The following is a 25019-nucleotide window of genomic DNA, read 5'->3' on the forward strand; positions in this document are numbered from 1 at the left end:
GAAAGTAATACCAGAAGTTTATGAATGCAAGTATGAGGAGCAAGTAGGTCAACTTTTCTAAAGTTCTAAACTTTAGAAAAGTTCGAGTCAACTATAATTGAAATTCACCACCTCTGTTGGTATTGTCCCGACGGGATACCTTCGGCATGACCAACAAATCCAATTAATTAAAATTCATGTCGCGATTGAGCTCGTAGGATTCTTCCAGCCACTGCACGAACTTGTTTTTTTCGTCTACTAGAATGGTCTGTGGTTTGATTTCTTGGTCAGTCAATTCATAGCCCATAATGATGATTTCTTCTCCCTCTTTGATCAGGTGGGCTGCTGCACCATTCATGCAAATGGCTCCTGAACCTCTCGGCCCTTCGATCACGTAAGTTTCCAATCGTGAGCCGGAAGTGTTACTTACAATTTGTACTTTCTCACCTTTTCTCAGCCCGACCAAATCGATAAGGTCTCTGTCAATAGTGATACTGCCCACATAGTTGAGATTCGCTTCAGTTACTACTGCTTTGTGAATCTTCGATCTCATGATCCATCTCATACGCTTCTTGCCTTTAATGTTGCACCGCGAAATTAAATAAATTTCGAGGCACTTGTATCTTGCCCTGCAATATTAGGGGTTTTTACCTAAACTAGAATAATCTCAAAAAGGTTTGGTTTAGGAGGAGTTCTTAAATCACTCCATAAGTCCGTGGAATCATTTATGTGTCGTAGCCTTATTGGCGTAGCTCTTTATTAACGAATTATTCATGTGCTTCTATCGTCTTACAGCCCAATCAGAAGAATGAGATTTTAAGTATCTTGGTTTTTCAAATAGAGTTTACTGACGATGAAGAACATAATCATACTTTTCCTTTTGCTACTTACTGCCCAACTAGCACATAGTCAAACCCCACGTGAATTTGAATACAAAGATGGGGACACCACATACGTGATGAAACAGTATTTTATGGGTTTTTTAATGCGAGTTCCTGATAAGCCTGAATTGGATTCCGCAAAAGTGGCTGAAATCCAGCAAGAGCACCTCGACTACATGAGTGCCAATGGAAAATCAGGTGCATTACTCATTGCTGGACCTTTTGGTGATGATGGGGATATGAGAGGTATTGTAATCTATGATGTGGCTACTAAGGCGGAAGCCGATAGCATCATTAGCAATGACCCAGCTGTGAAGGCCGGTCGGTTAGCCATAGACGTCAAACCTTGGTGGGCAGCAAAAGGGAGTGTGTTGAAATGATCACAACCATTACGAATAAATTCCTATCTTCGGCGAATGAATAGGTCGATTGTACTCATTTGTTTAGTGGCGTTGTGGGGCTGCCAGTCCGACAAGAAAAGAGCTCAAGAACCCTTGGAAGTAGTTGAAAACTCAAAGGAAGATGTAAGGGAGCCCAATAAGAAAACCATTCTCTTTTTTGGTAACAGTATAACTGCAGGTTATCAGCTGGATTTGTCTGAGGCTTTTCCCGCTTTGATTCAGGAGCGACTCGATTCCTTGGGGCTGGAATACCGTACGGTCAATGCCGGCCTGAGTGGCGAAACCACTGCCAGTGGCAACTCTCGTGTAGAATGGGTGATGAAAAATAAAATGGACATTTTCGTACTTGAACTAGGCGCTAATGATGGATTACGAGGTATAAGTACTCAAGAGACAAGAAAAAATCTAGAAGTTATTATTGAAAAAGTTCAAGAAAAATATCCTGCCTGCAAGATATTATTAGCAGGCATGAAGATTCCCCCCAATATGGGACAGGAGTATTCGAATAGTTTTCAAAAAATTTATCCTGATTTGGCAAAGAAATATAATATCCCATTGATTCCATTTATCCTTGAAGGAGTGGCAGGAAACCCTGAATTAAACCTGGAAGACGGTATTCACCCAACGCCCGAAGGCCATCAAATCTTAGCAGAAAATGTTTGGCGAGAGTTGGCTCCCATGCTGTAATCACAATCCGAATTATGTTTGAAGTACTAAAGTCCTTAGAGAATTTTTTCAACGTTGCGGTTGGCTACGTCTGGGGTATGCCATTGTTGATTCTTCTTTTAGGAGGAGGGTTGTTTTTTACTTTTTATGCTCGGTTTCTCCCCTTTCGATATTTTAAACATGGGATCGATGTACTACGAGGAAAATATGATAATCCAGAAGAAAAAGGAGAAATTAGCCACTTTCAGGCCTTGTCTGGTCATTTGGCAGCCACTGTGGGTATGGGCAATATCAGTGGTGTGGCGTTAGCTATTGTGGCTGGCGGACCCGGAGCTATTTTTTGGATGTGGGTTAGTGCATTATTAGGTATTACCACCAAATTTTTCACTTGCACCTTGGCTGTGATGTATCGGGGCAAAGACAGTCAGGGGGACTTGCAAGGCGGACCCATGTATGTGATTCGTGAAGGCATGCCGAAAATCTGGAAGCCATTGGCTGGATTCTTTTGTGTAGCTGGTTTGTTTGGAGCCACACCTATTTTTCAAGCCAATCAAATTGTACAAGTGACTAAAGATGTGCTCTTAAGACCAATGGGATTAGTTGGCGAAAATGAACTCATGGTCAATGTAAGTATTGGGCTGGTCATTACATTTTTCACTGCTCTGGTCATATTCGGTGGGATTAGAAGAATAGCGGACGTAGCCTCGAAATTGGTACCAGCCATGGTGATCGTTTACGGATTGAGTGTATTGCTCATTATGATTATCAATGTTGACGCTGTGTGGGTCAATTTTCTATTGATTTTTGAGGATGCCTTTACTGCCAATGCCGTGTTAGGTGGAGCCGTAGGAGCTGTAATTATAGAAGGAGCAAAACGAGCGGCTTTTTCCAATGAGGCAGGAATAGGTACAGCTCCCATGATGCATGGAGCAGCCAAAACCAATGAGCCTATAAGAGAAGGGTTAGTAGCCATGTTAGGGCCAGTAATAGATACTTTGATCGTCTGTACCATGACGGGTCTTTGTATTCTTTCTACTGGCGTGTGGAGAAGTGGTGGGAATGATGGTATCTCCTTGACTGCACAAGCCTTTGAGAATTCCGTCCCTGTGGTCGGTCATTATCTGCTTTTCATTCCTGTTTTAATTTTTGCATTCACTACAGTTTTTGGAATGGCCTATTATGGCAAAAAGTGTTTTTCGTATTTGTTTGGTGCCAAACACGGGCATTTATTCAATTATTGGTATGTCGCCATTATTGTGATAGGATCTGTGTGGAGCTTAAATGGAGTAGTAAATCTCATTTTTGTGATGTATGGTTTGATGGCCATTCCAACCATGGTATCGGCGATCTACCTGTCTCCCAAAGTTTTGGCAGAAGCCAAACGCTACTTTTCTAACCTGGAGGTAAAATAATGTCTGGTGTAAAGACCGATGCCTATGCTAGAAGAATATGCGACCAGTCCAGGCCAATAAATAGGACCAAACATAATGTCAAAAGAAAACGGCCAATGGATCCAAATCAGAATGGCACCAGCATTGCCGAGGGCAAAAGTGGTCATCAAGATCAATAGAAATGTTTTCCAACTAAACACATTTTGCTTTTTCATTAGCCATGCCAGCAAAACAATTAATCCCAGAAAGGTAAGACTACCTAAGAAAAATTGTAGGAACAAAAGTTCAATAGTAGGGGTTGGGAGTTGATAGGTCAATGTGGGTTGGATATGTTGTCGATAATAACCTCTGCATGTACTCTTGAGTTTTCTATAAACCATTTATTGGTTTGCAACCCACCACAGACTACGCCTGCCAAATAGACACCTGCGATATTGGTTTCCATTGTATCCGGATCGTGACTAGGTGTTTGCATATCGTCAGTACCAATTTCGACTCCAATGGATTTTAGAAAAGTGAAATTTGGTTGGTAACCGGTCATGGCAAGGACAAAGTCATTATTTATAGTTTTTGAACCATCTGGTGTTTTGATGTCCACTTCTGTTTCTCGAATTTCTGTGATTGAAGAATCGAAATATGCTTTAATCGAAGATTCTTTGATTCGGTTTTCAATATCAGGACGCACCCAATATTTAACTCTGGGGTTAATTTCTGGCTCACGTACTACCATCGTCACTTCTGCTCCTTTTCTATAGGTCTCTAGCGCTACATCTACAGCTGAGTTAGCTGCTCCCACAACAATCACCTTTTGCCCAAAATAGGGATGAGGCTCGTCATAATAGTGTTTTACTTTAGGCAGGTCTTCGCCTGGTACATTTAGTAGAAAAGGCAGGTCATAAAAGCCAGTAGCTATTATAAGGTTTTTGGCAGTATAGGATTCTTTTTCAGAAGTGATTTCAAAATGTTCACCCTTTTTCACTTTTTGCACGCCTTCATACAAATTCACATTCAAGTCCCACGAGGTGGTCACTCTTCTGTAATATTCTAAAGCCTCAGCTCTAGTTGGTTTATTGTTGTGAGAAATGAACGGAACACCTCCGATCTCCAGTTTTTCCGAAGTGGAAAAAAAAGTCATATTCATTGGATAATTGTAGAGTGAATTAACCAAGCACCCTTTCTCTAAAATGACATAAGAGAGATTCTTCTTTTTAGCTTCAATACCACAAGCCAATCCTATGGGACCAGCACCAACAATTAAAACATCTAAAACTTTACTCATAGTAGTGGTAGTAAATTATGAATTAAAAGAATATACCCCCAGCGGAGTAATACAATAGTCCATCGGAATGTCATGGGATTCCGCAAACGGAATTTCGTCCAAAGGAGGAGCCAGGCTTAGTCCAACTTTTACACAATTGCTGAGGCACTCAGCTAAAAACCGATCGTAATAACCCGCTCCATAGCCGATTCGCTGACCCAATCGGTCAAACACAATTAAAGGAATGAGTACTACATCCAAATCCTTGGGTAGAACGATCGTGCCTTCCTGAGGTTCAGGAATCCCGTATTTACTTTCTTTTAGTTGCTTGTAGTCCTCAAACAAATAATGAGTGAGCTCATTACTAGTCAGGCTGCATCTAGATATTACTATTTGCTTACCTTGCACTTTGAGCCATTCTATCAGTGGCCAGGTGTTTACTTCTTTGTTTTTTTCAATGGACAAAAAGGAATGGATCATTGCACTTGAATGCCCTTCGAAAAAATTGTGAAAATGATAAAGGAGTCGTGCATTTTTCTTGTCAAAATCTTTAGCGCCAAGCATTTTTCTCTTCCGCAGATATACGGTTCGATATTTTTTCTTGTCTATTGTAGGAGTGGCCTGACTCATACCCGAAATTAATACATATCCTTAGAGGTATAAATTTCAAGACAATTATTTTTGATGAAATAATGTGACTTTATTTTGCCAATAGGATTATATATACAAAGATCAGATAATTGAATACAGAAATTGACCGTAAAGATTGGGATGAAGAAGCCATGATTGCTAAGGCAAAAAAGGATTTGCAATTTTTTGAGCCAATTTATACCAAGTATTATGAGTTGATCTTTAGATATGTATATCGGAAAACCGATGACGAAGATTTGGCGGCTGATTTGACTTCAAAGGTTTTTATGAATGCCATGCATTCAATAAACAAATTCGAGTATAGAGGAGTGCCATTTGGCGCATGGTTGTATCGGATAGCTACGAATGAGACGAATAAATATTTTCGTGATAATAAGCGGCGCCTCTTGACTTTGGAGGATCAGAAAGTGAATCTGGTGATGACTTGCGATGAGCTGGACGATGCAAATACGGAACAAAAGCAGAAGATACTCACCGAATTAATCAGTGAGCTGGAGGATGAGGAGATTAGAATATTGGAATTGAAGTTTTTTGAGACTAAAAATTTTAAAGAAATAGCCTTTATTTTAGATAAAAAGGAAAGTGCTGTTAAGATGAAAATGTATAGATCGTTAGATAAGTTGAAGAAGCGATTTGAGAAAATGAATAAGCCGAACAATGACTAGATACGACATTAGATTGAGGAGAAAGGCGTTGAGTAAAGGTCAGATAGAAAGACATATGGATTTCAAGGGGCTTTATCCCAAAGAACCAAAGGAAGGGAAGAAGGGAAGGTGGATTAGAATAGTGGCTATCGTTGTTGCCGTCTTGGCAATTGTCGCCATGATGTATGCTGGTGTTAAAAGAATTCAAGAGCGACCAGCGCCAATTGAACAGGATGACGTAGATATTTTTGATGAATTCAAAACTGAATAAATAATTAGCTAAAGACTCGCCCGGGATAGTCTTAGTTCTGATTCACCAAAGCGGTGAATGTATTGTTAAACATAAATTCAATAATCATGGAATTAAGAAAAAATCCAAAGATAGATTTGGAACGGAAGAGAAGTGCCTTTTTTAATGTAGGCCTTGCCATAAGCTTGATGCTGGTAGTGTCGGCATTTGAATGGCGTTTTTATGGGGACGCGGGCTTGGTCAGCCTTGGAGAGGTGGATGATGATTTTGAAGAAATCATGGAAATACCCCAAACTATACAGCCTCCTCCACCACCGCCAGTGGTAGAACTACCCAAGTTAGTAATTGTGGAGGATGATGAAATTTTAGAGAATGTACCAGATGTTATCATTGACGTTGATTTTGAAGAATCAGATATATTTGAAGATCCTGTTTTTGATGAACCGTTGCCCGAAGAAAAACCAGAGGAGACATTCATATTTGTCGAGTCTATGCCAGAGCCAGTAGGAGGCATGCAGGCTTTTTATCAGCATGTGGCTAAGCAAATGAAATATCCAAATCAAGCAAGAAAAATGGGAGTAGAAGGAAGGGTGTACGTGCAATTTGTTATTGATAAGAGTGGAAATCTCACGGACGTACATGCGATTAAAGGCATTGGTGGGGGATGCGATGAAGAAGCTGTTCGGGTCATTAAAAACTCTCCAGCATGGTCGCCAGGCAAGCAAAGAGGTAGGCCAGTAAAGGTTAGAATGATTTTACCTATCACTTTCAAACTAGGATAATAATAAAGGCGAATCATCTGATTCGCCTTTATTATTTTTTTAATAGCCAGTTACAGCCGTCAGCCGATGACCATTCGAACCGTGGAAACCAGAAAATCAGCTATTGAATTAGCGAGTGGGTTGTCTGCACTTCTGCCTATGATGTATGCTATAAACATGAAATAAATGCCTAATAGCAGAAAAGCTTTTGTTTTACCAATGTATTGAGAAGATACAAATATGATCACAGCCAATATAGTCAACAGCAAAAGTAAAAACCGAATTTCACTACTGATCGCTATATCATCTGGCCCCATTTGAATAGGTCCATGCAGTATACAAAATATGAACAATGGAAATCCAAGTGCAAAACACACATCAAAAATATTACTTCCTAATGCATTAGATATTGCATCGTCATATTGTCCTCTTTGAGCATCTTTAATGGAGATGATGGTGTCAGGAAAACTTGAAGCTGCAGAAGCAAGAACAAGCGCCACAAACATCAAAGGAATACCTAAGCCATTATAAGAACCCAAATATGGGACCTCATAAACTTCTGATCCCATCCACTCACAGGCTATTACTAGTAGATAACATACAGCAGCTATTGAGATCGTTGAAAAGATGAGTAAGGGCCAAGCATTTTTACCTGTTACTTTATTATTTCGAATAAATAAATCTTCCAAATTAAATGAGATCAAGCTGACAAAGAATGATGGTGCTGGCCCTAAATCCTCTTCTTCCTCTTCCTCCTCTTCTTCAATTTGTTCTTCCTTTTTCTGATTACTCTTCATGGACATGAACATGTAGGTAATATATATGACATAAACCCCCATCAAAATGAGTCCATGATACCAATCCAAAACAGATCCATTAATTAAAACCAAGAAAATGGCTTCTGTTATGATTAAAGAGATACCATCTCTGAGCATTACTTTTTTCGAAACTTTAATTCTTTTGGCCAGGCCAATTCCAATAACGGCAATTACAGAAACTGCTGGAATAACCATGCTATTGAATATGGCACTACCTGCTGTGGTTCCTATCCCACCTGCAAAACCGTCGGCATCCATTAAAACAAATAAGAAAAATAGTGAGGTGAATACCTCGGGCATTGAACTGGCAATCGCATTAATTGATGCTCCTCTTACGCCTTCTGAAAGATTTCTGCCAATGTATTCGGATGCAGTCATAAAGCCATCTCCGGCTCTCCAAATAACTACACAGCTTATCGCGATTAAAATCAACGGTATTATGATGCCCATATATTGAATTAATTTAAGTTATGCTTGGTTCTGAAATTTACTGATTTTAGAAAGCGCAACTCAAGATATATAATGTTTTTAATATGCTGATTGGGTTTCTAAATTAAAGCATTTTTTTAAACAAATAGCAAAATGATCTCAAATATGTAAGTTTTACGTTGGTTCAACTTTTCGTTGAAATTGAATGTCTGTCCTGTCCTGTGACATAATCTTGCTCATAGTGTAGTATTTTAAGATGCCAACTTGTTTGCTTAATTTGTTCCTACATTAAGAGATAGCAAGAGTTACGATTCAGGATTATATTTTTGTATCTTTATTTGCGACAAATGATATCTAAATGGACTTTCGCCTTCAAATTGATTTATATTTTTATCTTTGAATACACCTGCATTTATAAACCTTAATAAACAATGAGCATAAAATCACAGCTAAGTATGTTAGTGAAATTGGCAAATATCGACAACGATTTTGCTGATGATGAAAAAGATATGATTTTGATGGTTGGGAAGGCCAATGGAATTTCTGAAGAAGAAATACTTGGTTTATTAGAAAACCCAGAGCCATTGCCACCATTGAATACAATGACGGACGATGAAAAATTCGAGTATCTATTCAATGTAGTCCAACTAATGAAAATTGACAAGGAAGTTTTCTTAAGTGAAGTAAAGTATTGTGAAGAAGTAGCGGTTAAACTCGGGTTCAAGAAGGCAGTCATTGCAGAACTCTCTTCCAAAGTTTACTCAGACCCTACAATTGTGGCTAATAAAGAGTCATTGAAGAAGGCGGTTTTGAAATATCAAAACTAGTGTTGATTACAGTATTTAATGAAATTATTGAAAGGAGGAAAAACCTCCTTTTTTTGTGCCTTAAACAAATGATTTGGTCTAAAAAGGTGAATCAATTTTTGCCGACATTAACAATAAAATTAGGATCTCCTTTAAATAGTAAAAATCCTTACCTTTGCAGATTCATTTTTGCTCATGTGGTATAAACTTTCACAATTCATACTCAAGCACAGGCTCTTATTGATCCTTGCACTTTTTGGAATTACAGGCTTCATGGCCTATAAAGCTCAAGAAGTTAAATGGTCATTTAGCCTCGCTAACATCGTCCCTAAAACTGATCCTGAAATGATCTATTTCAAGGAATTCAAAAAAGAATTTGGGGAAGACGGGAATATTCTAGCGATAGGGATAAAAGATAGCGCGGTTTATTTAGAAGATAATTTCCGCAAACTAAAATACATGACTGATGAATTGGCCAACATCAACTATGTAAAAGATGTATTGAGTTTGCCAAGTTTGAAACGGTTAGTTAAAAACACAGACGACAATAGATTTGAACTTCAAAATGTATTTACAGATGTCCCTTCTGATCAAAAGGAACTAGATAGCCTGATTGCTTATTGCCAGAGTTTGAAGTTTTATAGCGGACAACTACTCAATGCTGAAAATGGAGCCAATATGGTGTTGGTTACCATCGAGAATGAGGTGATGAATTCCAAAGCTCGAAATACAGTAGTAGGTGACGTTTTGCAGGTAACAGAGCAATACAAAGAGCATACAGGCATCAATCTAAGATACGCTGGTTTGCCATTCGTGCGATATATCAATACGGTCAAGATCAAAAAGGAATTGAATATGTTCTTGGTCTTTTCGGTCATGGTAACAGGCTTTATCCTATTCCTGTTTTTCAGATCTTTCAAAGTAGTGCTCGTTGCACTCTTTATTATAGGAATGATTGTGGTCTGGGTCATGGGTACGTTGGCTTTATTCGATTATGAAATCACATTGCTCACCGGATTGATTCCACCAATTATAGTGGTCATCGGCATTCCGAATGCAGTTTACATGTTGAACAAATACCATCAGGAATATTTTCAACATGGCGATCAGAGAAAAGCACTGGAGCGTATCATCAGAAAAATTGGTATAGTTACCTTGATCACCAACTTCACCACTGCAGTAGGTTTCTTGGTTTTGGCATTCACTGACATTGTGGTACTCAAGGAGTTTGGAGTAATAGCAGGTGTAAACATCCTGGCTACGTTTGTAGTGAGTTTAATTATGATTCCTGCGGTATTTTCATATTTGAAACCGCCTTCAAGTCGACATTTGAAGCATCTGGAATTTGTGCCATTGGATAAGGTACTTACAGGATTAGATCTTTTAGTCCATAGACATAAATATTACATATTTGGTGCAGCTGCAATTATTGTGGTGTTGTCAGCTTATGGTATTTCAAAAATTGAGGCGCGGTCTTATATGGTGGACGACTTACCTGAAGAGAGTCAGGTTAAACAAGATTTGAAATTCTTCGAAGATAATTTTGCGGGGGTAATGCCTCTGGAGATTATCATTGATACTGGAACTAAGAAAGGAGTCCAGAGTTTGAAAAATCTCAAGAAAATCGATGAGTTTGAAACTTTCCTAAATTCACTTGACGATGTTTCTCAACCGCTTTCTGTTGTTAGTTTTATAAAAGCGACACGACAAGCATTCTATAATGATAATCCCGAAAAATACGCATTGCCAAACAATCGAGATAAAAATTTCATTTTTAGATATTTAAAAAAGGAGTCTGATCAACAGGGAATTTCAAAGGCATTTGTAGATTCCACTGGACAGAGAATTAGAGTTTCACTCAAAATAGCTGACATCGGATCCAATAAATTGGATGTGCTTGTTAATGAAGTTATTCAGCCAAAAATTGATGAGATTTTTGGTGATACCAAAATGAATGTGACCATTACAGGCACCACACTGCTGTTTATTAAGGGTAATAAATTCTTGATAGACAATTTGATCACTAGCATGTTTATCGCGTTTTTCATCATTGCGCTGATTATGGCTTTGTTATTCAAAAATTTCAAAATGATCATTTTATGTCTAATCCCAAACATTATTCCTTTGATGATTACCGGTGGCATGATGGGATTTGCAGGAATACCATTAAAGCCGAGTACGGCTCTGATATTTAGTATTGCGTTCGGAATCTCAGTAGACGACTCCATTCATTTTTTAGCCAAGTACAGACAAGAGCTTTTTGCCAACAACTTTTTTGTTCCATTAGCTGTTAGTAAGAGTCTGAGAGAGACAGGAGCAAGTATGATATATACTTCAATTATTCTGTTCTTTGGGTTTGTCATATTCGCAGCTTCAGAGTTTGGAGGCACAGTGGCATTGGGTGCATTAACGTCAACTACACTATTAATGGCGATGTTGACCAATTTGATTGTTTTACCAGCACTTTTATTAAGGTTTGATAAAGGAAGTAGAGATACACACAGCCATCCATTAATAGAGAAATACCCCGAATTTTATGACGAGCGTGAGGACGAGGAAATCGATTTGGACATGATCGAAGTGGAAGATAAAGAGTCTAAATAGCCCATTCATATTTAAGAAATCAGTTTTTTAATACTTATTAGAAAATAAAGCATTGAGTTACAAAGAATACAAGAATATCAATTACGCTGAGGTAGCAGATGAGGTATTAGCTTTTTGGAAGAAGAATGACGTCTTTCAGAAGTCAGTAGATGAAAGAGAAGGAGCAGAAACTTTTGTGTTTTATGAAGGCCCTCCATCAGCAAACGGTACGCCTGGAATTCACCATGTAATGGCACGTGCGGTCAAGGATATTTTTTGCAGATACAAAACACTGAAAGGCTATCAGGTAAAGAGAAAGGGCGGTTGGGATACGCATGGTCTTCCAGTAGAGCTTCAGGTTGAAAAAGAATTAGGAATTACCAAGGAAGACATCGGCACCAAAATCACTGTAGAAGAATACAATGAAAAGTGTCGGGAAGCGGTCATGAAATTCAAAGATCAGTGGGATGACCTCACTGAGAAAATGGGATATTGGGTGGATCTGGATGATCCGTATATCACATTTGAAAAAGACTATATTGAAAGCCTTTGGCACTTATTGAAGAAATTTTATGATAAAGGGTTGCTGTACAAAGGCTATACAGTTCAGCCATTTTCACCAGCAGCAGGCACAGGATTAAGCTCTCATGAGCTCAACCAGCCAGGCACGTATAGAGATGTAAAAGACACCTCCGTAGTAGCTCAGTTTAAAGTCAAAAAATCAGGCCTTTCTTCAAAGTTATTCAATGGCGACGAAGAAGTATTCTTTTTGGCTTGGACGACAACACCATGGACTTTACCATCTAATGGTGCTTTGGTGGTAGGAAAGAAAATTAATTATGTGAAGGTTAAAACCTTTAACCCTTATACATTTAAACCAATTGCTGTCATCCTCGCAAAGGATTTGGTGGGGAAATACTTTTCGGAAAAAGCAAAGGATCTGGCACTTGAAGATTATAATGAAGGTGATAAATTAATTCCTTGGAATGTTGAAGGAGAGTTTGTTGGAGCAGATTTATTAGACATTCGTTACGAGCAGCTATTTCCATATGTAACCAATGAGGATCTTGAAGCTAATGCTTTCAAAGTAATTCCTGGTGATTACGTAACTACAGAAGATGGTACTGGGATAGTTCATGCTGCGGCTTTGTTTGGGGCTGACGATTATTTAGTTTCTAAATTGGCAGGTGTGCCTCCTGTAGTAGCTAAAGATGAAAAAGGAGATGATGTTCCTTTGGTCGACAAACAGGGTAGATTCATTTCTGAGGTTTCAGATTTTGCAGGAAAGTACGTTAAAGAAGAATATTACTCTGACGAAGAAAGAAAAGCAGCGGATTTCAAACCCACGGATGTGCTCATTGCCATTCATTTGAAAGAAGCCAATAGAGCATTTAAAGTAGAAAAATACGAACACAGTTACCCTCATTGTTGGAGAACTGATAAGCCAGTCTTGTACTATCCATTGGATTCCTGGTTTATCAAAACCACAGCTTACAAAGATCGACTAGTAGAACTCAACAATACGATCAACTGGAAGCCAGCCTCAACAGGTAGTGGAAGATTTGGTAATTGGTTGGAAAATTTAGTGGATTGGAACCTAAGCCGATCGAGGTATTGGGGTACACCATTGCCGATTTGGGTCACTGAAGACCGACAAGAACAGAAATGCATTGGGTCTATCGCCGAACTAGAAGCTGAAGTTAAAAAGTCGATTGCTGCTGGTTTTATGACAGAAGAGTTGGGAGAAGATTTTGATTTGCACAGACCTTATGTGGATGATATTTTCTTGGTGAGCGATTCTGGGAAAAGAATGACGCGAGAGCCAGACTTGATCGATGTATGGTTTGATTCTGGTGCCATGCCCTATGCGCAGTTCCACTTCATGGGAGATGATCCTAACGATGCTACACAAGCTGAAGGTGGTTTGAGTAATGTCTATCCTGCTGACTTTATTGCTGAGGGAGTAGATCAGACTAGAGGATGGTTCTTTACTCTCCATGCAATTGCTGTGATGCTTTTTGATCAAGTGTCCTTTAAAAATGTCATTGCCAATGGCTTGGTGCTTGATAAGAGTGGAAACAAAATGTCGAAGCGACTCGGCAATGCAGTGAATCCATTTGAAACATTAGCCAAATATGGGCCAGATGCTACAAGATGGTACATGATCTCAAATGCTAATCCATGGGATAATTTAAAATTTGATATTGAAGGCGTAGCTGAAGTACAACGACGATTCTTCGGCACGTTATATAACACTTATAATTTCTTCGCTTTATACGCAAATTTGGACAAATTCAACTTTAGCGAAAGTGAAGTAGATGACAAAAAGAAAACAGAAAGTGATCGTTGGATCATCAGTAAGTTGAATACCTTGATCGGTCAGGTAGACGAGGCGTATAACGAGTATGAACCTACCAAAGCGGCTCGTATGATTCAAGACTTTGTGATTGATGATATGAGCAACTGGTACGTAAGATTGAATAGAAAAAGATTTTGGAAAGGGGAGTACAACGAGGATAAAATGGCTGCTTATCAGTCGCTTTACACTTGTTTGAAAACCATTGCGAAATTGGCAGCTCCGATTGCTCCATTCTACATGGACCGATTATACAATGATTTGAATGCGGTGTCAGGACATGAATCTCATGATTCGGTACATCTTTCCAACTATCCAGTAGCTAATCCAGGTTTGATTGATAAGGCATTAGAAATCAGAATGGAAATGGCTCAGAAGATTTCTTCTTTGGTTCATTCCTTGAGAAAGAAAGAGAAATTGAAAGTGCGTCAGCCATTGTCTAGAATTATGATTCCCGTACTGAATAAGGACACGGAAACTCATGTGAGAGCTGTGGAGGAGTTGATACTCAACGAAGTCAATGTAAAAGCCATTGAATTCTTAGATGATACGTCAGGGATTTTGGTGAAGTCTATCAAACCTAATTTTAGAAAGTTGGGTAAAGAGCATGGAGCTAGAATGAAAGATATTTCTCAGAAAATTGCGACTTTCACTAAAGAGGATATTGCTCAATTGGAAGCGAATAATAAATTTGAACTGGATTTGGGTGACCAAAAGATCAGTTTGACGTTAGAAGATGTAGAAATTAGTTCGCAAGATATTCCTGGCTGGTTGGTAGCTTCAGAAAATGGGCTGACTGTAGCTTTGGATATTCAATTGTCAGAAGAATTGAAGCAAGAAGGAGTAGCAAGGGATTTGGTCAATAGAATCCAGAACCTTAGAAAGGACAATGGACTTGAAGTGCAAGACAAAATTGCAGTCCAGCTTCAAAGTTCTGATGAATTGTTGAATGCTTCTGTAGAGGCTTTCAAATCTTATATTTGCCAAGAAACACAAGCTAATGAATTAACTCTCGTTTCTGCTTTGGATGGTGGACAAGCACTCGAAATGGATGAGTTTGAAGTAGCTGTGAAGCTAGATGTTGTATAATAAAAATAATAGAGTGAAATATTATAAATATTACTTATTGAGTTTGGGAATCATCCTTTTGGATCAGGTGGTAAAGTTGTTGGTGCATTTCAATATGGACATGGGGATGCCAGGTCAGATTCATGTGATTGGAGATTTTTTCAAATTATATTACCTCACCAATCCTGGAATGGCTTTCGGGATGAAACTCGGCACTGAGTATGGAAAATTGTTTCTCACACTTTTCCGATTAGTTGCTATGGTAGGTATTGGCTATTATTTATATACTTTGATCAATAAAGGTGTACACAAAGGCATGTTGATATGTATAGCAATGATCTTAGGTGGAGCGATAGGTAATGTGATCGATAGTACATTTTACGGAGTCTTCTTGGACAATGCGCCAGTAGGTTCACCTACTCCTTGGTTTTATGGACAAGTAGTAGATATGTTCTATGTTGATATTTGGGAAGGTCACATTCCAGAATGGATTCCATTTATGGGAGGAAAATACATGTCTCTTTGGCCAGTATTCAATATTGCAGACGCATCCATTTTTATAGGTGTTTTTGCCATTCTTATCTTTCAAAAAAGATTTTTTCACGAGGAGATTGAAGAAGAAAACCAAGAATCTAAATCCGTGCAAACGGAAACGGTAGAAGTTTAATTCTTAAGAAGTAAGAAAGCAAAAAGGGCTTCAAGTGAAAACTTGAAGCCCTTTTTGCTTGGTATCTTATAAGATTATTTATCCAACAACTCGAGTAGCGTAGTTAATTTTCTTTTCAGACTTCTTCTGTCTACAATAAAATCTAGAAATCCGTGATCCAAAACAAATTCAGCGCTTTGAAATCCTTTGGGTAAATCTTTTCCAATAGTTTCTCTTATGATTCTTGGTCCAGCAAACCCGATTAAGGCTCCTGGCTCTGCAATATTAAAATCACCAAGCATAGCGAATGAAGCCGTGACACCGCCTGTTGTGGGGTCTGTCAATAAAGAAATGTATGGAATCTTGGCTTCTGATAGCAAAGCCAATTTTGCGGAAGTCTTAGCCATTTGCATCAATGAGAACCCAGCCTCCATCATTCGAGCTCCACCAGATTTTGATATCATCAAGAATGGAATCTTATGTTTCAGTGAGTAGTCAATTGCTCTTGCAATTTTTTCTCCCACCACAGATCCCATAGATCCACCTATGAATCCAAAGTCCATACAAGCGACGACGATGTCTCTATTGTGCATTTTTCCAACTGCACTTCGAACTGCGTCTTTAAGCCCGGATTTCTTCTGCGTAGCTGCAATTCTTGCTGGGTAAGGTTTTGAATCTGTGAATTTTAAAGGATCTCCAGAAGTCATGTCTGCATCCAGTTCTTCAAATTCATTATTATCAAAAATGATTTCGAAATACTCTTTTGAGCCAATTCTCACATGATAATCGTCCTCAGGACTCACATAAGAGTTGTTTTTGAGCTCACGCATGTGTACGATTTTTCCGCTAGGAGTCTTGTACCACAGTCCGTCTGGAGCTTCTTTTTTTGCATTTGTAGGCGTCTGGATGCCTTTGTCTTTTCTATTAAACCAAGCCATAAATTACCTTTTATTAGAAGGAGTGCAAAGATATATTAGTTGAGAGACTTTCGAATATACGTTGATAGATATTTGCTTCACTACTCTTTTCCTTCGGCGTAATCTTGAAGATATGCGTAGTGAGACGTCAATTGGCCTTGATCAGTTATAGTTGCTCTCTCAATGATTTTGTCAGGGTCATCACCCAATAAACAAGGCAATACATTTTTTACCAATTCTTTTCCGAAATCTTCAGAAGCGTTTCTTGGTAATTCACAAGGTAAATTGTCTACAGACATCACTGTGATATTTCCTTCATCCGAAAATGGTGGCATCTCTTTACCAGTAGTAGGGTCGTAATCAAATACGGGGTCATCTATAGTAGCAGGGCGAATAGTAGATGGGATAGAACCTTCTATATCACAAGTCACATCAGCGATTATGTTGATTTTGAAATCTCTATGCGTAGCCTCTTCTCTAGTAAAAAGCACTGGAGCCTCTGGGTGCCAATAGGCACATGCGACTAGCAAATCAGCGCACTTAGCATATTGATAAAAATCTGATTCAAAATTTTCAGGCTGCTCAAAAAACTCAGTTCTTTTGAATTCTTTTCCTTCTTTGTGCTTATTATAATCCCTACTGTTGAGCTGGGTAAACACTGGTTCTTGGAAATCTTCATTTGCGAACCTTTCGGGTGTGACTTTTCTGATGTTTAATCCAAGAAGTACTTCCATGGCGCCTTTGGCCACCCTTCCTCCGCCTGTAATGACTATTTTGATATTTGGAAGTTTGACCTTGCTGTACTCGGTTTTCATATCTTCCAAGTCAAAACATTCATTTGCTCTTCGGATATTGAATAGATTATAACGTTTGCCCAAAGACCAAATACCATTGTAGGCACCTACGATCCCAGCATATCTACCAAACGCTATGATGCGTTGACTGTTGGCATCTGTAAGTGTTTCGTAGTCAATGAGTCTAATGTTTTTATCGAGTGCTTCATTAAGAAGTTCCCTATTATATTCTTGTTTCTTTATGGTATGAGAAAAAAAGAAGTAAGTTTTATTTGGAATCAATTGTCCTAATGGCACCTCTTTGACCCCAAATATGATATCACAATCGTCTACAGCATCTACCAACTCAATGTTTTCGTTTTGATAGTCCACATCGCTAAAGCATCTGATTTCGCTTTTTTGACAAACTAAATCAAGGTCAGAAAAATTCTCTTTAATGTATCTGGCTTGAGAAGGAATGATAGCCACGCGCCGATCTACCGGAATTTTACCCTCTTTAAGGATACCAATTTTAGTCATTCTAAATGGATTTTTGAGTCTTAATATTGTGGCGCAAATATGTGGGTTTTTTAGCCGATATGAAATTAGCATCAAACCCTTTTTCAGGGAATTATTTGTATAATTAACCCAAGATTGTGTTGGAATTTCGGCTTACTCTAAAAAATTACCTAAAATAGAAGAGGCTTCTTTTGTCGAGTTTTTTCCGTAAGGTGCTATAGCTTGAATGAGTTTTCTGATAGGCATGGATTGAAGCCAGACTTTACCAGTACCACTCATAGTAGCCAAAAACATGCCTTCACCGCCAAAAACCATGGACTTGAGGCCTCCTGCGGATTGTATGTCGAAATCGAGTGTGGATTCAAAGGCCACCACGCACCCGGTATCTATTCTTAAAGTTTCATTATTGAGTTCTCTTTCGATGACGGTGCCACCGGCATGAACGAAAGCCATGCCATCGCCTTGCAATTTTTGAAGGATGAAACCTTCTCCTCCGATGAGGCCTGAACCCAATCGTTTATTGAGTGTGATAGAAACTTTGGTGCCTAACGCTGCACATAAAAATCCATCTTTTTGAACTATTAATTCTTGATTGGGAGATTGTTGCAAATCAATAGGAATGACTGTGCCAGGATAAGGTGCGGAGAAAGCTACTTTCTTTTTTCCTGCACCGTGATTGGTGAAATGAGTCATAAACAAAGACTCGCCTGTCAGAGCTCTAGTTCCTGCTGAGACCAATTTTCCTAAGAAGCCTTGATTTGGTTCGGACCCATCTCCCATTTTAGTTTCAAAAACGATCCCATCTTCCATAAAGAGCATCGCGCCAGCTTCGGCTACTACTGTTTCTCGAGGATCTAGTTCAACTTCTACAATCTGAATACTTTCTCCTTTTATTTCATAGTCGATTTCGTGACTTCTCATGTATGGTGTGGGTTTTGGGTTTGAGATTATTTTTTAATGTCGTCTAGATCATCGCGGTCCTTCAGTTTTTTGTCTTCTACATTTTTATTCAAAAACTCATTAAGTTTATCGATTTTCAAAGAAGACTTGATTTCACCGAAGGCGTTGATATTGACCTCAAACCCTTCCAAATCAGGATTAACGCTGGGTTTGGTATTTTTCTTTTTTTTACTCATTGTTGGCTTCTCGGTCGAAAGCATTAGTTGCCTTTTCTATACGATGAGCCACTTCATTTGTTCCAAGTACTTCCATGATTTTCATTAAATCTGGGCCACCTGCTTCACCTGTGACGGCCACACGTAGTATTTGCATTACCATACCTACTTTCGTCTCGTGGGCAGCTGTGGCTTGCTCCAAATTGCTTTGAAAATCTTCGGCTTTTAGTTCGCCATTTTCTATTTGAGAACTGAAGGATTCAAAAACTGCTTTTGTTGTTTGATTCCATTTTTTTCGAACCACTTTATCAATATAGGCGTTTGGTGCTTCAAAAAAGTATTTGCCTTTTGAAAGTAATTCTGGTGTGAAGTCTATGCGTTCTTGCATCAATTCCGCAATTGAGACTGCTTTTGATTTTTCACAAGAAATGTCAGCAGCTTTGGTTTGATCCAATAAAAGCGCGGCCAAATCTGTAGGATTCATTTTTCTGATATACTGTTGGTTGAACCAGATGGCTTTGTCTATGTCGAATTTTGCGCCCGCCTTACTTACTCTTTCGATGGTGAACGATTCAATCAACTCGTCTAAATTGAAGATTTCATTTTCAGTCCCAGGGTTCCACCCGAGAAGCGCCAAGAAGTTCACGAATGCTTCACTTAAATATCCTTCTTCTTTAAAACCCTTGAGAGAGGCATCCTCTTCAGTGACTTTCCATTCCATTGGGAAAATAGGGAAGCCGTGTTTGGCGGCATCACGTTTACTGAGCTTACCATTGCCATCAGGCTTCAACAACAAAGGCAAGTGAGCAAATTGAGGCATGCTATCTTCCCAGCCTAAATACCTGTATAATAGCACATGCAATGGTGCAGAAGGCAGCCATTCCTCTCCACGGATCACATGTGTGATTCTCATTAGATAGTCATCAACCACATTAGCCAAATGGTAAGTTGGCATCCCATCGGATTTCATGAGGACTTTGTCGTCCATGGTGGAGGTATGGACATTTACCCACCCTCTAATCATGTCGTTCAATCGAATATCTTCTTTGGCTGGGACTTTGATTCGAATAACGTATGGCTTGCCAGATTCCAGGCGCTGTATTACTTCCTCTGCAGGAAGTGTCAGCGAGTTTTTCATTGTATTTCGGGTAATCGAATTGTAATTCAAAGAATTAGCCTTAGCTGCTTTGAGTGTTTCACGCATCTCGTCTAATTCTTCTGTGGTATCGAAGGCGTAATAGGCTTTGCCTTCATCGATCATTTGTTGAGCGTATTTTTTATATAATTCCTTACGTTCAGATTGTTTGTAAGGAGCGTATATTCCACCCTGATCTGTTCCTTCATCTATTTTTATTCCACACCAAGCTAATGAATCTTTAATGTATTGCTCAGCGCCTTCGACAAATCTGGCTTGGTCTGTATCTTCTATTCTTAGAATGAATTTACCACCATGTTTTTTAGCAAATAAATAGTTGTACAGTGCGGTACGTACACCACCAATATGCAGTACACCAGTTGGACTAGGTGCAAATCTTACTCTTACTTCGTTACTCATCGATCAATATAGTTACAAAAAAATATGCCGGAGAATATCCGGCATGGCAAAGTTATCAATATTTGAGGCTAGTTTATAATACGGCGATACAGGAAATTTCCACGTTCACGTTTTTTGGTAAGCAGCTCACCTCTACAGTCTCTCTGGCAGGAGGATTGCTAGTAAAGTACTCGCCGTAGACCGTATTGATTTTTCCGAAATTACCCATATCGCTTACAAAGATGGAACACTTCACTACATTAGAATAGTCAGCTCCAGCTTCCTTTAGAATAGCACCCAAATTTTTCATCACCTGATGGGTTTCTTCTTCTATTGAGTCCAAAAGAAGATTATCAGTTCCGGGTACAAAGGCAATTTGACCTGAAACATAGAGTGTATTACCTGCTAATGTGGATTGGCTATAAGGGCCAATGGGAGCAGGAGCATTTTCGGTGTTTATTATTTTATGCATGTTATTCGACAGTTACAGATTTGGCTAAATTTCTTGGTTGGTCTACGTTGCACCCTCTCATCACGGCGATATGGTATGATAGTAATTGAAGAGGAATGACAGATACCAAAGGCATCAATGCTTCTTCACATGGAGGAACCTCGATGATATAATCTGCAAGCGCTGGAATTAGTGCGTCACCTTTTGTTACTACTGCTATCACAACACCTTTTCGAGCTTTTACTTCCTGAATGTTTGATACTACCTTATCGTAAGAACTATCACGTGTGGCAATAAATACCACTGGCATTTCTTCGTCTATCAATGCAATTGGGCCATGCTTCATTTCTGCAGCAGGGTAGCCTTCGGCATGAATGTAAGAAATTTCTTTTAGTTTCAGCGCTCCTTCAAGCGCAACTGGAAAATTGTAGCCTCGACCCAGATAGATAAAATTTTTGGCATCCTTGAAGCGTTCAGCGATTTCTTCTATTACACTGTTGTTGTCCAAAACTTCCTTAATTTTGGCTGGAATGTTTGACAATTCGACAAGTAGTTCTTTATACCGGGTCTGAGTGATGGTGCCTTTTTTATGGGCTACACTTAACGCGATCATTGTCAAAACAGAAAGCTGTCCAGTAAATGCTTTTGTACTGGCAACTCCAATCTCTGGCCCTGTATGAAGATATGCACCTTCATGAGTGATTCTAGAAATTGACGATCCTACTACATTTACAATACCCAAAATAATAGCACCTTTGGATTTGGCTAATTCAATAGCGGCTAATGTATCTGCTGTTTCTCCAGATTGAGAAATGGCAATAACAATATCACCTTCATGGATCACAGGATTTCTATATCGAAATTCTGAAGCGTACTCAACTTCTACTGGGATTCTGCAATATTCTTCAAATAAGTATTCAGCTACCAAGCCAGAGTGCCAAGAAGTCCCACAAGCTAGTACAATGATTCTACGAGCATTGATGAGGGCTTGAGCGTATTCATATATGCCTCCTAATGTTAAAGTACCATTTTCCGCATCAAGGCGGCCGCGCATACTATCAGCAATAGAATTAGGTTGTTCAAAAATTTCTTTTAACATGAAATGCTCGTACCCTCCTTTTTCGAGCTCTTCTAGTTTCATTTCCACCTTTTGGATATAAGGTGTTTGTTCAACGTCGTCAATATTGGTGATTTTAAAATTGTTTCTATTGACAATTGCAATTTCTTTGTCTTTCAAGTAAACTACTTCATTAGTGTACTCTATAATCGGTGTAGCATCTGAAGCTATGAAATATTCATTGTTTCCAATACCTAATACCATTGGGCTTCCTTTTCTAGCTGCAATTAATTGGTCAGGATTTTCTTGATCTAGAATTACGATCGCGTAGGCTCCTTCAACCGCATGTAGAGCAGAACGAACAGCTTGCTCTAAATCGCCACCATTTTGCTTTTTAATATCTTCAATAAAAGTGATTAGCACTTCTGTGTCTGTGTCACTTTTGAATAAATATCCTTTGGAAAGTAATTGTTCTTTGATAGTATCATAATTTTCAATGATACCGTTATGAATGATCGATAAAGAATGGTCTGAAGAAAAGTGAGGGTGGGCGTTTCGGTCATTGGGTTCTCCATGAGTCGCCCATCGGGTATGCCCAATACCTATTGTACCTTTGATCAATTGGTCTGAAACAGAGGATTCAAGATCCGACACTTTTCCAGCCTTTTTAAAAACCTTAAGACCGTTGTCATGTACAGAAACTCCTGTACTGTCATACCCTCTATATTCAAGTCTTTTTAGCCCTTTAATAATTAAGGGAAAGGCATCTTGATGACCTACATAGGCAACAATTCCACACATAATACTCTCTTATTCGGGAAGCGTATAATAAAGTTTAACTCTGAAGCCATTTTCTTCATCAAATACAGAATAATCGGGTGTTGTTACATCTTGAGGGAAAAGTATCAGATGGTCAACTTCGATAGTACCGATTTCTACTAATTGAGCAAAAAATGTAGGGACTCCGCCATAAATTAATGATGTTTCATCAAGTTCGGAAATTAAAGGAGTAGAAGTGCCAGACAAATATCCTGCATCTGTTAATATGGCTGTTTCACTTAAAATATTAGTAAGGATTCCGTCATTATTGATTTTAGAACCATCGGATCCATTTACGTACATAAATCTTAAATTATCAACATTGGATATATATTCGCTATTCTCTTTTGTTTCAATTGAGAACTCCATTCTGTTAATTTGAATGTTTGGATGAGCTGCAAAAAACTTATTCAAAGTGTCTAAATTAAGTTTTGGAAAAATGCCAGTAGCTGGTTGGAGGTAGATGTTACCATCACCAACAGTAAAACTATTGTAATCTCCTGCTTCATTTGACATTAAAGATCCGGAACGATCGACAGAAATGGAGCTATAATACGCGTTATTAAAATTGAAGGCAATATTTAATTCTAATGAGTCTTTATAAATTCTAGTCTCATTAGATATTTGAATTCTATTCAGTAAGGTTTCGACATTTTCAATGATATGGTAATCAACTGATAAATTTGTAGTTGCTGGTTTTAAGCCAATGAGGGCTTTATTGTTCTCATCTCCAACAATTGCAATTCCTTTGTAATTGAAACGTATATTTCCTGATGGTGAAGTACTCTTCCCAATTTCAATAAAATCGTTTCCCCAATTTTCATTTAATTCAAATCGAAGCAAATAGGTACTATCCTTTTCTAATAATTCTACTAAATCCTTATCCAAAGTGAAATTTAACTCAGCTTCAATTGAGTCGGTAAAATATGGAGTGTTGAAGTTGGCTAAATAATATGCTTCACTATAAATCGTATCAATAAGCTGATGAATATTGTAAGAGTGAGGAGATGAAACATTTTCTGTATGAACAAAATCAATGTCTAATTCTAAAAATGTTGTATCATGAACATACTCATATGTCGTAATTATTATAGAGTCAGTTTCTATATCAAATTCATCCTCTAATTGAATAGTGTCAGTATTGTCCGTGGTAGCTTCCAAGTTGTTGGACAAATTTAATTGAGCAAATAAAGTTGCGGAAGTAGACCCAAAAATATCGTCAGAATGTTTACCTATTAGCATGTTTGAAGCTCCATTGGTACGAATACTATCTATTCGTACGTTTGTCACCTCAATAGGTAGCTCAGTATATAAAACATTTACTCTTATGCCATCAGGGTCTAGCCCAAGACCAATGTCATGAGAGTCTTCACATGAAAAAATGGCTAGGGCTGCGACTATCAGCAACCCATGCCAGTTTTTATCCAACAAGTTCATTATATAAGTTGTAGTAGGAGTCTAAAAAGTTGTCGTCTTTTTGAATGGTTTCTACTTTTTTGTCTTTAGGTGCTGAAGATATCAATTTGTCTATAATTTTGTTTGTCTCATTCTTAGACTTAATGACAGCATCGGCATATTCGATGCCTAGCTTTACAAAACCTTCAAAATCTTTTGTGTTGAGATGCTCCAGCATGCTCTCCTCGATATCCATCATCATCACTTTATTAATCAAATCTCCTTCGAATTTGTGTTCGAATTCATTATCATATAAAGTAAAGACAGACTTAGAGTCTTTGAATATAGGGTCGTTTTTGTATGTAGTTTTTAAATAAAGTGGAATCAAACTTGTCATCCAATCGTTACAATGTACGATGTCAGGAGACCAGCCTAATTTCTTTACTGTTTCTAAGACACCTTTACAGAAGAAAATAGCTCGTTCGTCATTGTCCGCATGAAAATTCTCTTCCTTATCAAAAAAGACTGATTTTCTATGAAAATAGTCTTCATTATCGATGAAATAAACCTGCAATTTGGCGTTTGGAATAGAAGCCACTTTAATAATTAAAGGCTTTTCTTCATCACCCACAGCGATATTTATACCTGACAATCTTACGACTTCATGAAGCCGATTTTTTCTTTCATTGATCAATCCAAACCTTGGAACCAATATTCTAATTTCCATTCCCCTCTCTTGCATCGCCTGTGGCAACGCTCTCACGAAATCGGCTACTTCTGTGGTTTGTAAAAAAGGATTAATTTCACTTGCCACATAGAGTATTTTGTACTTTGACATAAACCGTGTTTTT

23 protein-coding genes are annotated in these 25019 nt (G+C 38.5%); 10 read left to right on the forward strand and 13 right to left on the reverse strand.

Features of this window, described 5'->3' with window-relative positions; all coding sequences use genetic code 11:
• Positions 1-163 precede the first annotated feature (163 nt).
• On the reverse strand, positions 164-532 hold the full coding sequence (panD, locus tag ABJH98_RS16845) for an aspartate 1-decarboxylase (RefSeq protein WP_348308891.1): 369 nt from the start codon (positions 530-532) through the stop codon (positions 164-166).
• A gap of 300 nt (positions 533-832) precedes the next feature.
• Between panD and ABJH98_RS16850 the strand changes: the two genes are divergently transcribed.
• The 3 genes from ABJH98_RS16850 to ABJH98_RS16860 are packed head-to-tail and all read left to right on the forward strand — an operon-like array spanning position 833 to position 3339.
• On the forward strand, positions 833-1240 hold the full coding sequence (locus ABJH98_RS16850) for a YciI family protein (protein WP_348308892.1): 408 nt from the start codon (positions 833-835) through the stop codon (positions 1238-1240).
• Between the two features lie 36 nt (positions 1241-1276).
• Positions 1277-1948 carry an arylesterase gene (locus tag ABJH98_RS16855; protein WP_348308894.1) on the forward strand — a complete coding sequence of 224 codons (672 nt, stop codon included), beginning with the start codon at positions 1277-1279 and terminating at the stop codon, positions 1946-1948.
• A gap of 14 nt (positions 1949-1962) precedes the next feature.
• Positions 1963-3339 carry an alanine/glycine:cation symporter family protein gene (locus ABJH98_RS16860; RefSeq protein ID WP_348308896.1) on the forward strand — a complete coding sequence of 459 codons (1377 nt, stop codon included), beginning with the start codon at positions 1963-1965 and terminating at the stop codon, positions 3337-3339.
• Between the two features lie 292 nt (positions 3340-3631).
• Here ABJH98_RS16860 and ABJH98_RS16865 read toward each other — a convergent pair whose 3' ends face one another.
• Entirely contained in the window at positions 3632-4597 is a 966-nt protein-coding gene (locus ABJH98_RS16865; protein WP_348308898.1) for a YpdA family putative bacillithiol disulfide reductase, read from the reverse strand.
• Positions 4598-4612: 15 nt separating this feature from the next.
• Positions 4613-5206, reverse strand: a complete 594-nt coding sequence (locus ABJH98_RS16870; protein ID WP_348308899.1) for a 5-formyltetrahydrofolate cyclo-ligase — start codon at positions 5204-5206, stop codon at positions 4613-4615.
• A gap of 110 nt (positions 5207-5316) precedes the next feature.
• On the opposite strand from ABJH98_RS16870, the gene ABJH98_RS16875 reads away from it, so the two are divergent.
• The 3 genes from ABJH98_RS16875 to ABJH98_RS16885 all read left to right on the forward strand — a co-directional run bounded on the left by ABJH98_RS16875 (position 5317) and on the right by ABJH98_RS16885 (position 6903).
• Complete coding sequence (locus tag ABJH98_RS16875; RefSeq protein WP_348308900.1) at positions 5317-5892, forward strand: sigma-70 family RNA polymerase sigma factor; 576 nt, start codon at positions 5317-5319, stop codon at positions 5890-5892.
• Positions 5885-6142 carry a hypothetical protein gene (locus ABJH98_RS16880; RefSeq protein WP_348308902.1) on the forward strand — a complete coding sequence of 86 codons (258 nt, stop codon included), beginning with the start codon at positions 5885-5887 and terminating at the stop codon, positions 6140-6142. Before ABJH98_RS16875 ends, ABJH98_RS16880 begins: the two co-directional genes overlap by 8 nt.
• A gap of 86 nt (positions 6143-6228) precedes the next feature.
• Positions 6229-6903 carry an energy transducer TonB gene (locus tag ABJH98_RS16885; protein WP_348308903.1) on the forward strand — a complete coding sequence of 225 codons (675 nt, stop codon included), beginning with the start codon at positions 6229-6231 and terminating at the stop codon, positions 6901-6903.
• A 59-nt stretch (positions 6904-6962) separates the two neighbouring features.
• Here ABJH98_RS16885 and ABJH98_RS16890 read toward each other — a convergent pair whose 3' ends face one another.
• The gene (locus ABJH98_RS16890) at positions 6963-8150 is read right to left on the reverse strand and encodes a hypothetical protein (RefSeq protein WP_348308904.1); all 1188 of its coding nucleotides are present in this window, start codon (positions 8148-8150) and stop codon (positions 6963-6965) included.
• A 410-nt stretch (positions 8151-8560) separates the two neighbouring features.
• Between ABJH98_RS16890 and ABJH98_RS16895 the strand changes: the two genes are divergently transcribed.
• The 4 genes from ABJH98_RS16895 (at position 8561) to ABJH98_RS16910 (ending at position 15609) form a co-directional block, all read left to right on the forward strand.
• Complete coding sequence (locus ABJH98_RS16895; protein WP_348308906.1) at positions 8561-8956, forward strand: TerB family tellurite resistance protein; 396 nt, start codon at positions 8561-8563, stop codon at positions 8954-8956.
• Between the two features lie 174 nt (positions 8957-9130).
• Positions 9131-11539 carry an MMPL family transporter gene (locus ABJH98_RS16900; protein WP_348308908.1) on the forward strand — a complete coding sequence of 803 codons (2409 nt, stop codon included), beginning with the start codon at positions 9131-9133 and terminating at the stop codon, positions 11537-11539.
• 52 nt (positions 11540-11591) lie between these two features.
• On the forward strand, positions 11592-14963 hold the full coding sequence (gene ileS, locus ABJH98_RS16905) for an isoleucine--tRNA ligase (protein WP_348308910.1): 3372 nt from the start codon (positions 11592-11594) through the stop codon (positions 14961-14963).
• A gap of 13 nt (positions 14964-14976) precedes the next feature.
• Positions 14977-15609 carry a lipoprotein signal peptidase gene (locus ABJH98_RS16910; protein WP_348308912.1) on the forward strand — a complete coding sequence of 211 codons (633 nt, stop codon included), beginning with the start codon at positions 14977-14979 and terminating at the stop codon, positions 15607-15609.
• A 74-nt stretch (positions 15610-15683) separates the two neighbouring features.
• Here the strand turns inward: ABJH98_RS16910 and accD are convergent, their stop codons facing one another.
• The 9 genes from accD to ABJH98_RS16955 form a co-directional block, all read right to left on the reverse strand.
• Positions 15684-16526, reverse strand: a complete 843-nt coding sequence (accD, locus tag ABJH98_RS16915) for an acetyl-CoA carboxylase, carboxyltransferase subunit beta (protein WP_348308913.1) — start codon at positions 16524-16526, stop codon at positions 15684-15686.
• An 80-nt stretch (positions 16527-16606) separates the two neighbouring features.
• Positions 16607-17818, reverse strand: a complete 1212-nt coding sequence (locus ABJH98_RS16920) for an NAD(P)-dependent oxidoreductase (RefSeq protein ID WP_348308915.1) — start codon at positions 17816-17818, stop codon at positions 16607-16609.
• A gap of 132 nt (positions 17819-17950) precedes the next feature.
• Entirely contained in the window at positions 17951-18718 is a 768-nt protein-coding gene (locus ABJH98_RS16925; protein WP_348308916.1) for a TIGR00266 family protein, read from the reverse strand.
• 26 nt (positions 18719-18744) lie between these two features.
• Positions 18745-18933 (reverse strand): hypothetical protein, encoded by a 189-nt coding sequence (locus ABJH98_RS16930; protein WP_348308917.1) that lies wholly within the window; start codon positions 18931-18933, stop codon positions 18745-18747.
• Positions 18926-20467, reverse strand: coding sequence for a glutamate--tRNA ligase (gene gltX, locus ABJH98_RS16935; RefSeq protein WP_348308918.1), 1542 nt, complete (start codon positions 20465-20467; stop codon positions 18926-18928). Before gltX ends, ABJH98_RS16930 begins: the two co-directional genes overlap by 8 nt.
• Before the next feature lie 73 nt (positions 20468-20540).
• On the reverse strand, positions 20541-20918 hold the full coding sequence (locus tag ABJH98_RS16940) for a RidA family protein (protein ID WP_348308919.1): 378 nt from the start codon (positions 20916-20918) through the stop codon (positions 20541-20543).
• A 1-nt stretch (position 20919) separates the two neighbouring features.
• Positions 20920-22755, reverse strand: coding sequence for a glutamine--fructose-6-phosphate transaminase (isomerizing) (glmS, locus tag ABJH98_RS16945; RefSeq protein ID WP_348308920.1), 1836 nt, complete (start codon positions 22753-22755; stop codon positions 20920-20922).
• A 9-nt stretch (positions 22756-22764) separates the two neighbouring features.
• On the reverse strand, positions 22765-24201 hold the full coding sequence (locus ABJH98_RS16950) for a DUF4270 family protein (protein ID WP_348308921.1): 1437 nt from the start codon (positions 24199-24201) through the stop codon (positions 22765-22767).
• A complete protein-coding gene (locus ABJH98_RS16955) occupies positions 24194-25006 on the reverse strand; it encodes a glycogen/starch synthase (protein ID WP_318173338.1) in 813 nt (270 codons plus the stop codon). Before ABJH98_RS16955 ends, ABJH98_RS16950 begins: the two co-directional genes overlap by 8 nt.
• Between the last annotated feature and the right edge of the window lie 13 nt (positions 25007-25019).

Source organism: Reichenbachiella sp., from assembly GCF_039969095.1.
In the GTDB taxonomy this organism is placed as follows: Bacteria; Bacteroidota; Bacteroidia; order Cytophagales; family Cyclobacteriaceae; genus Reichenbachiella.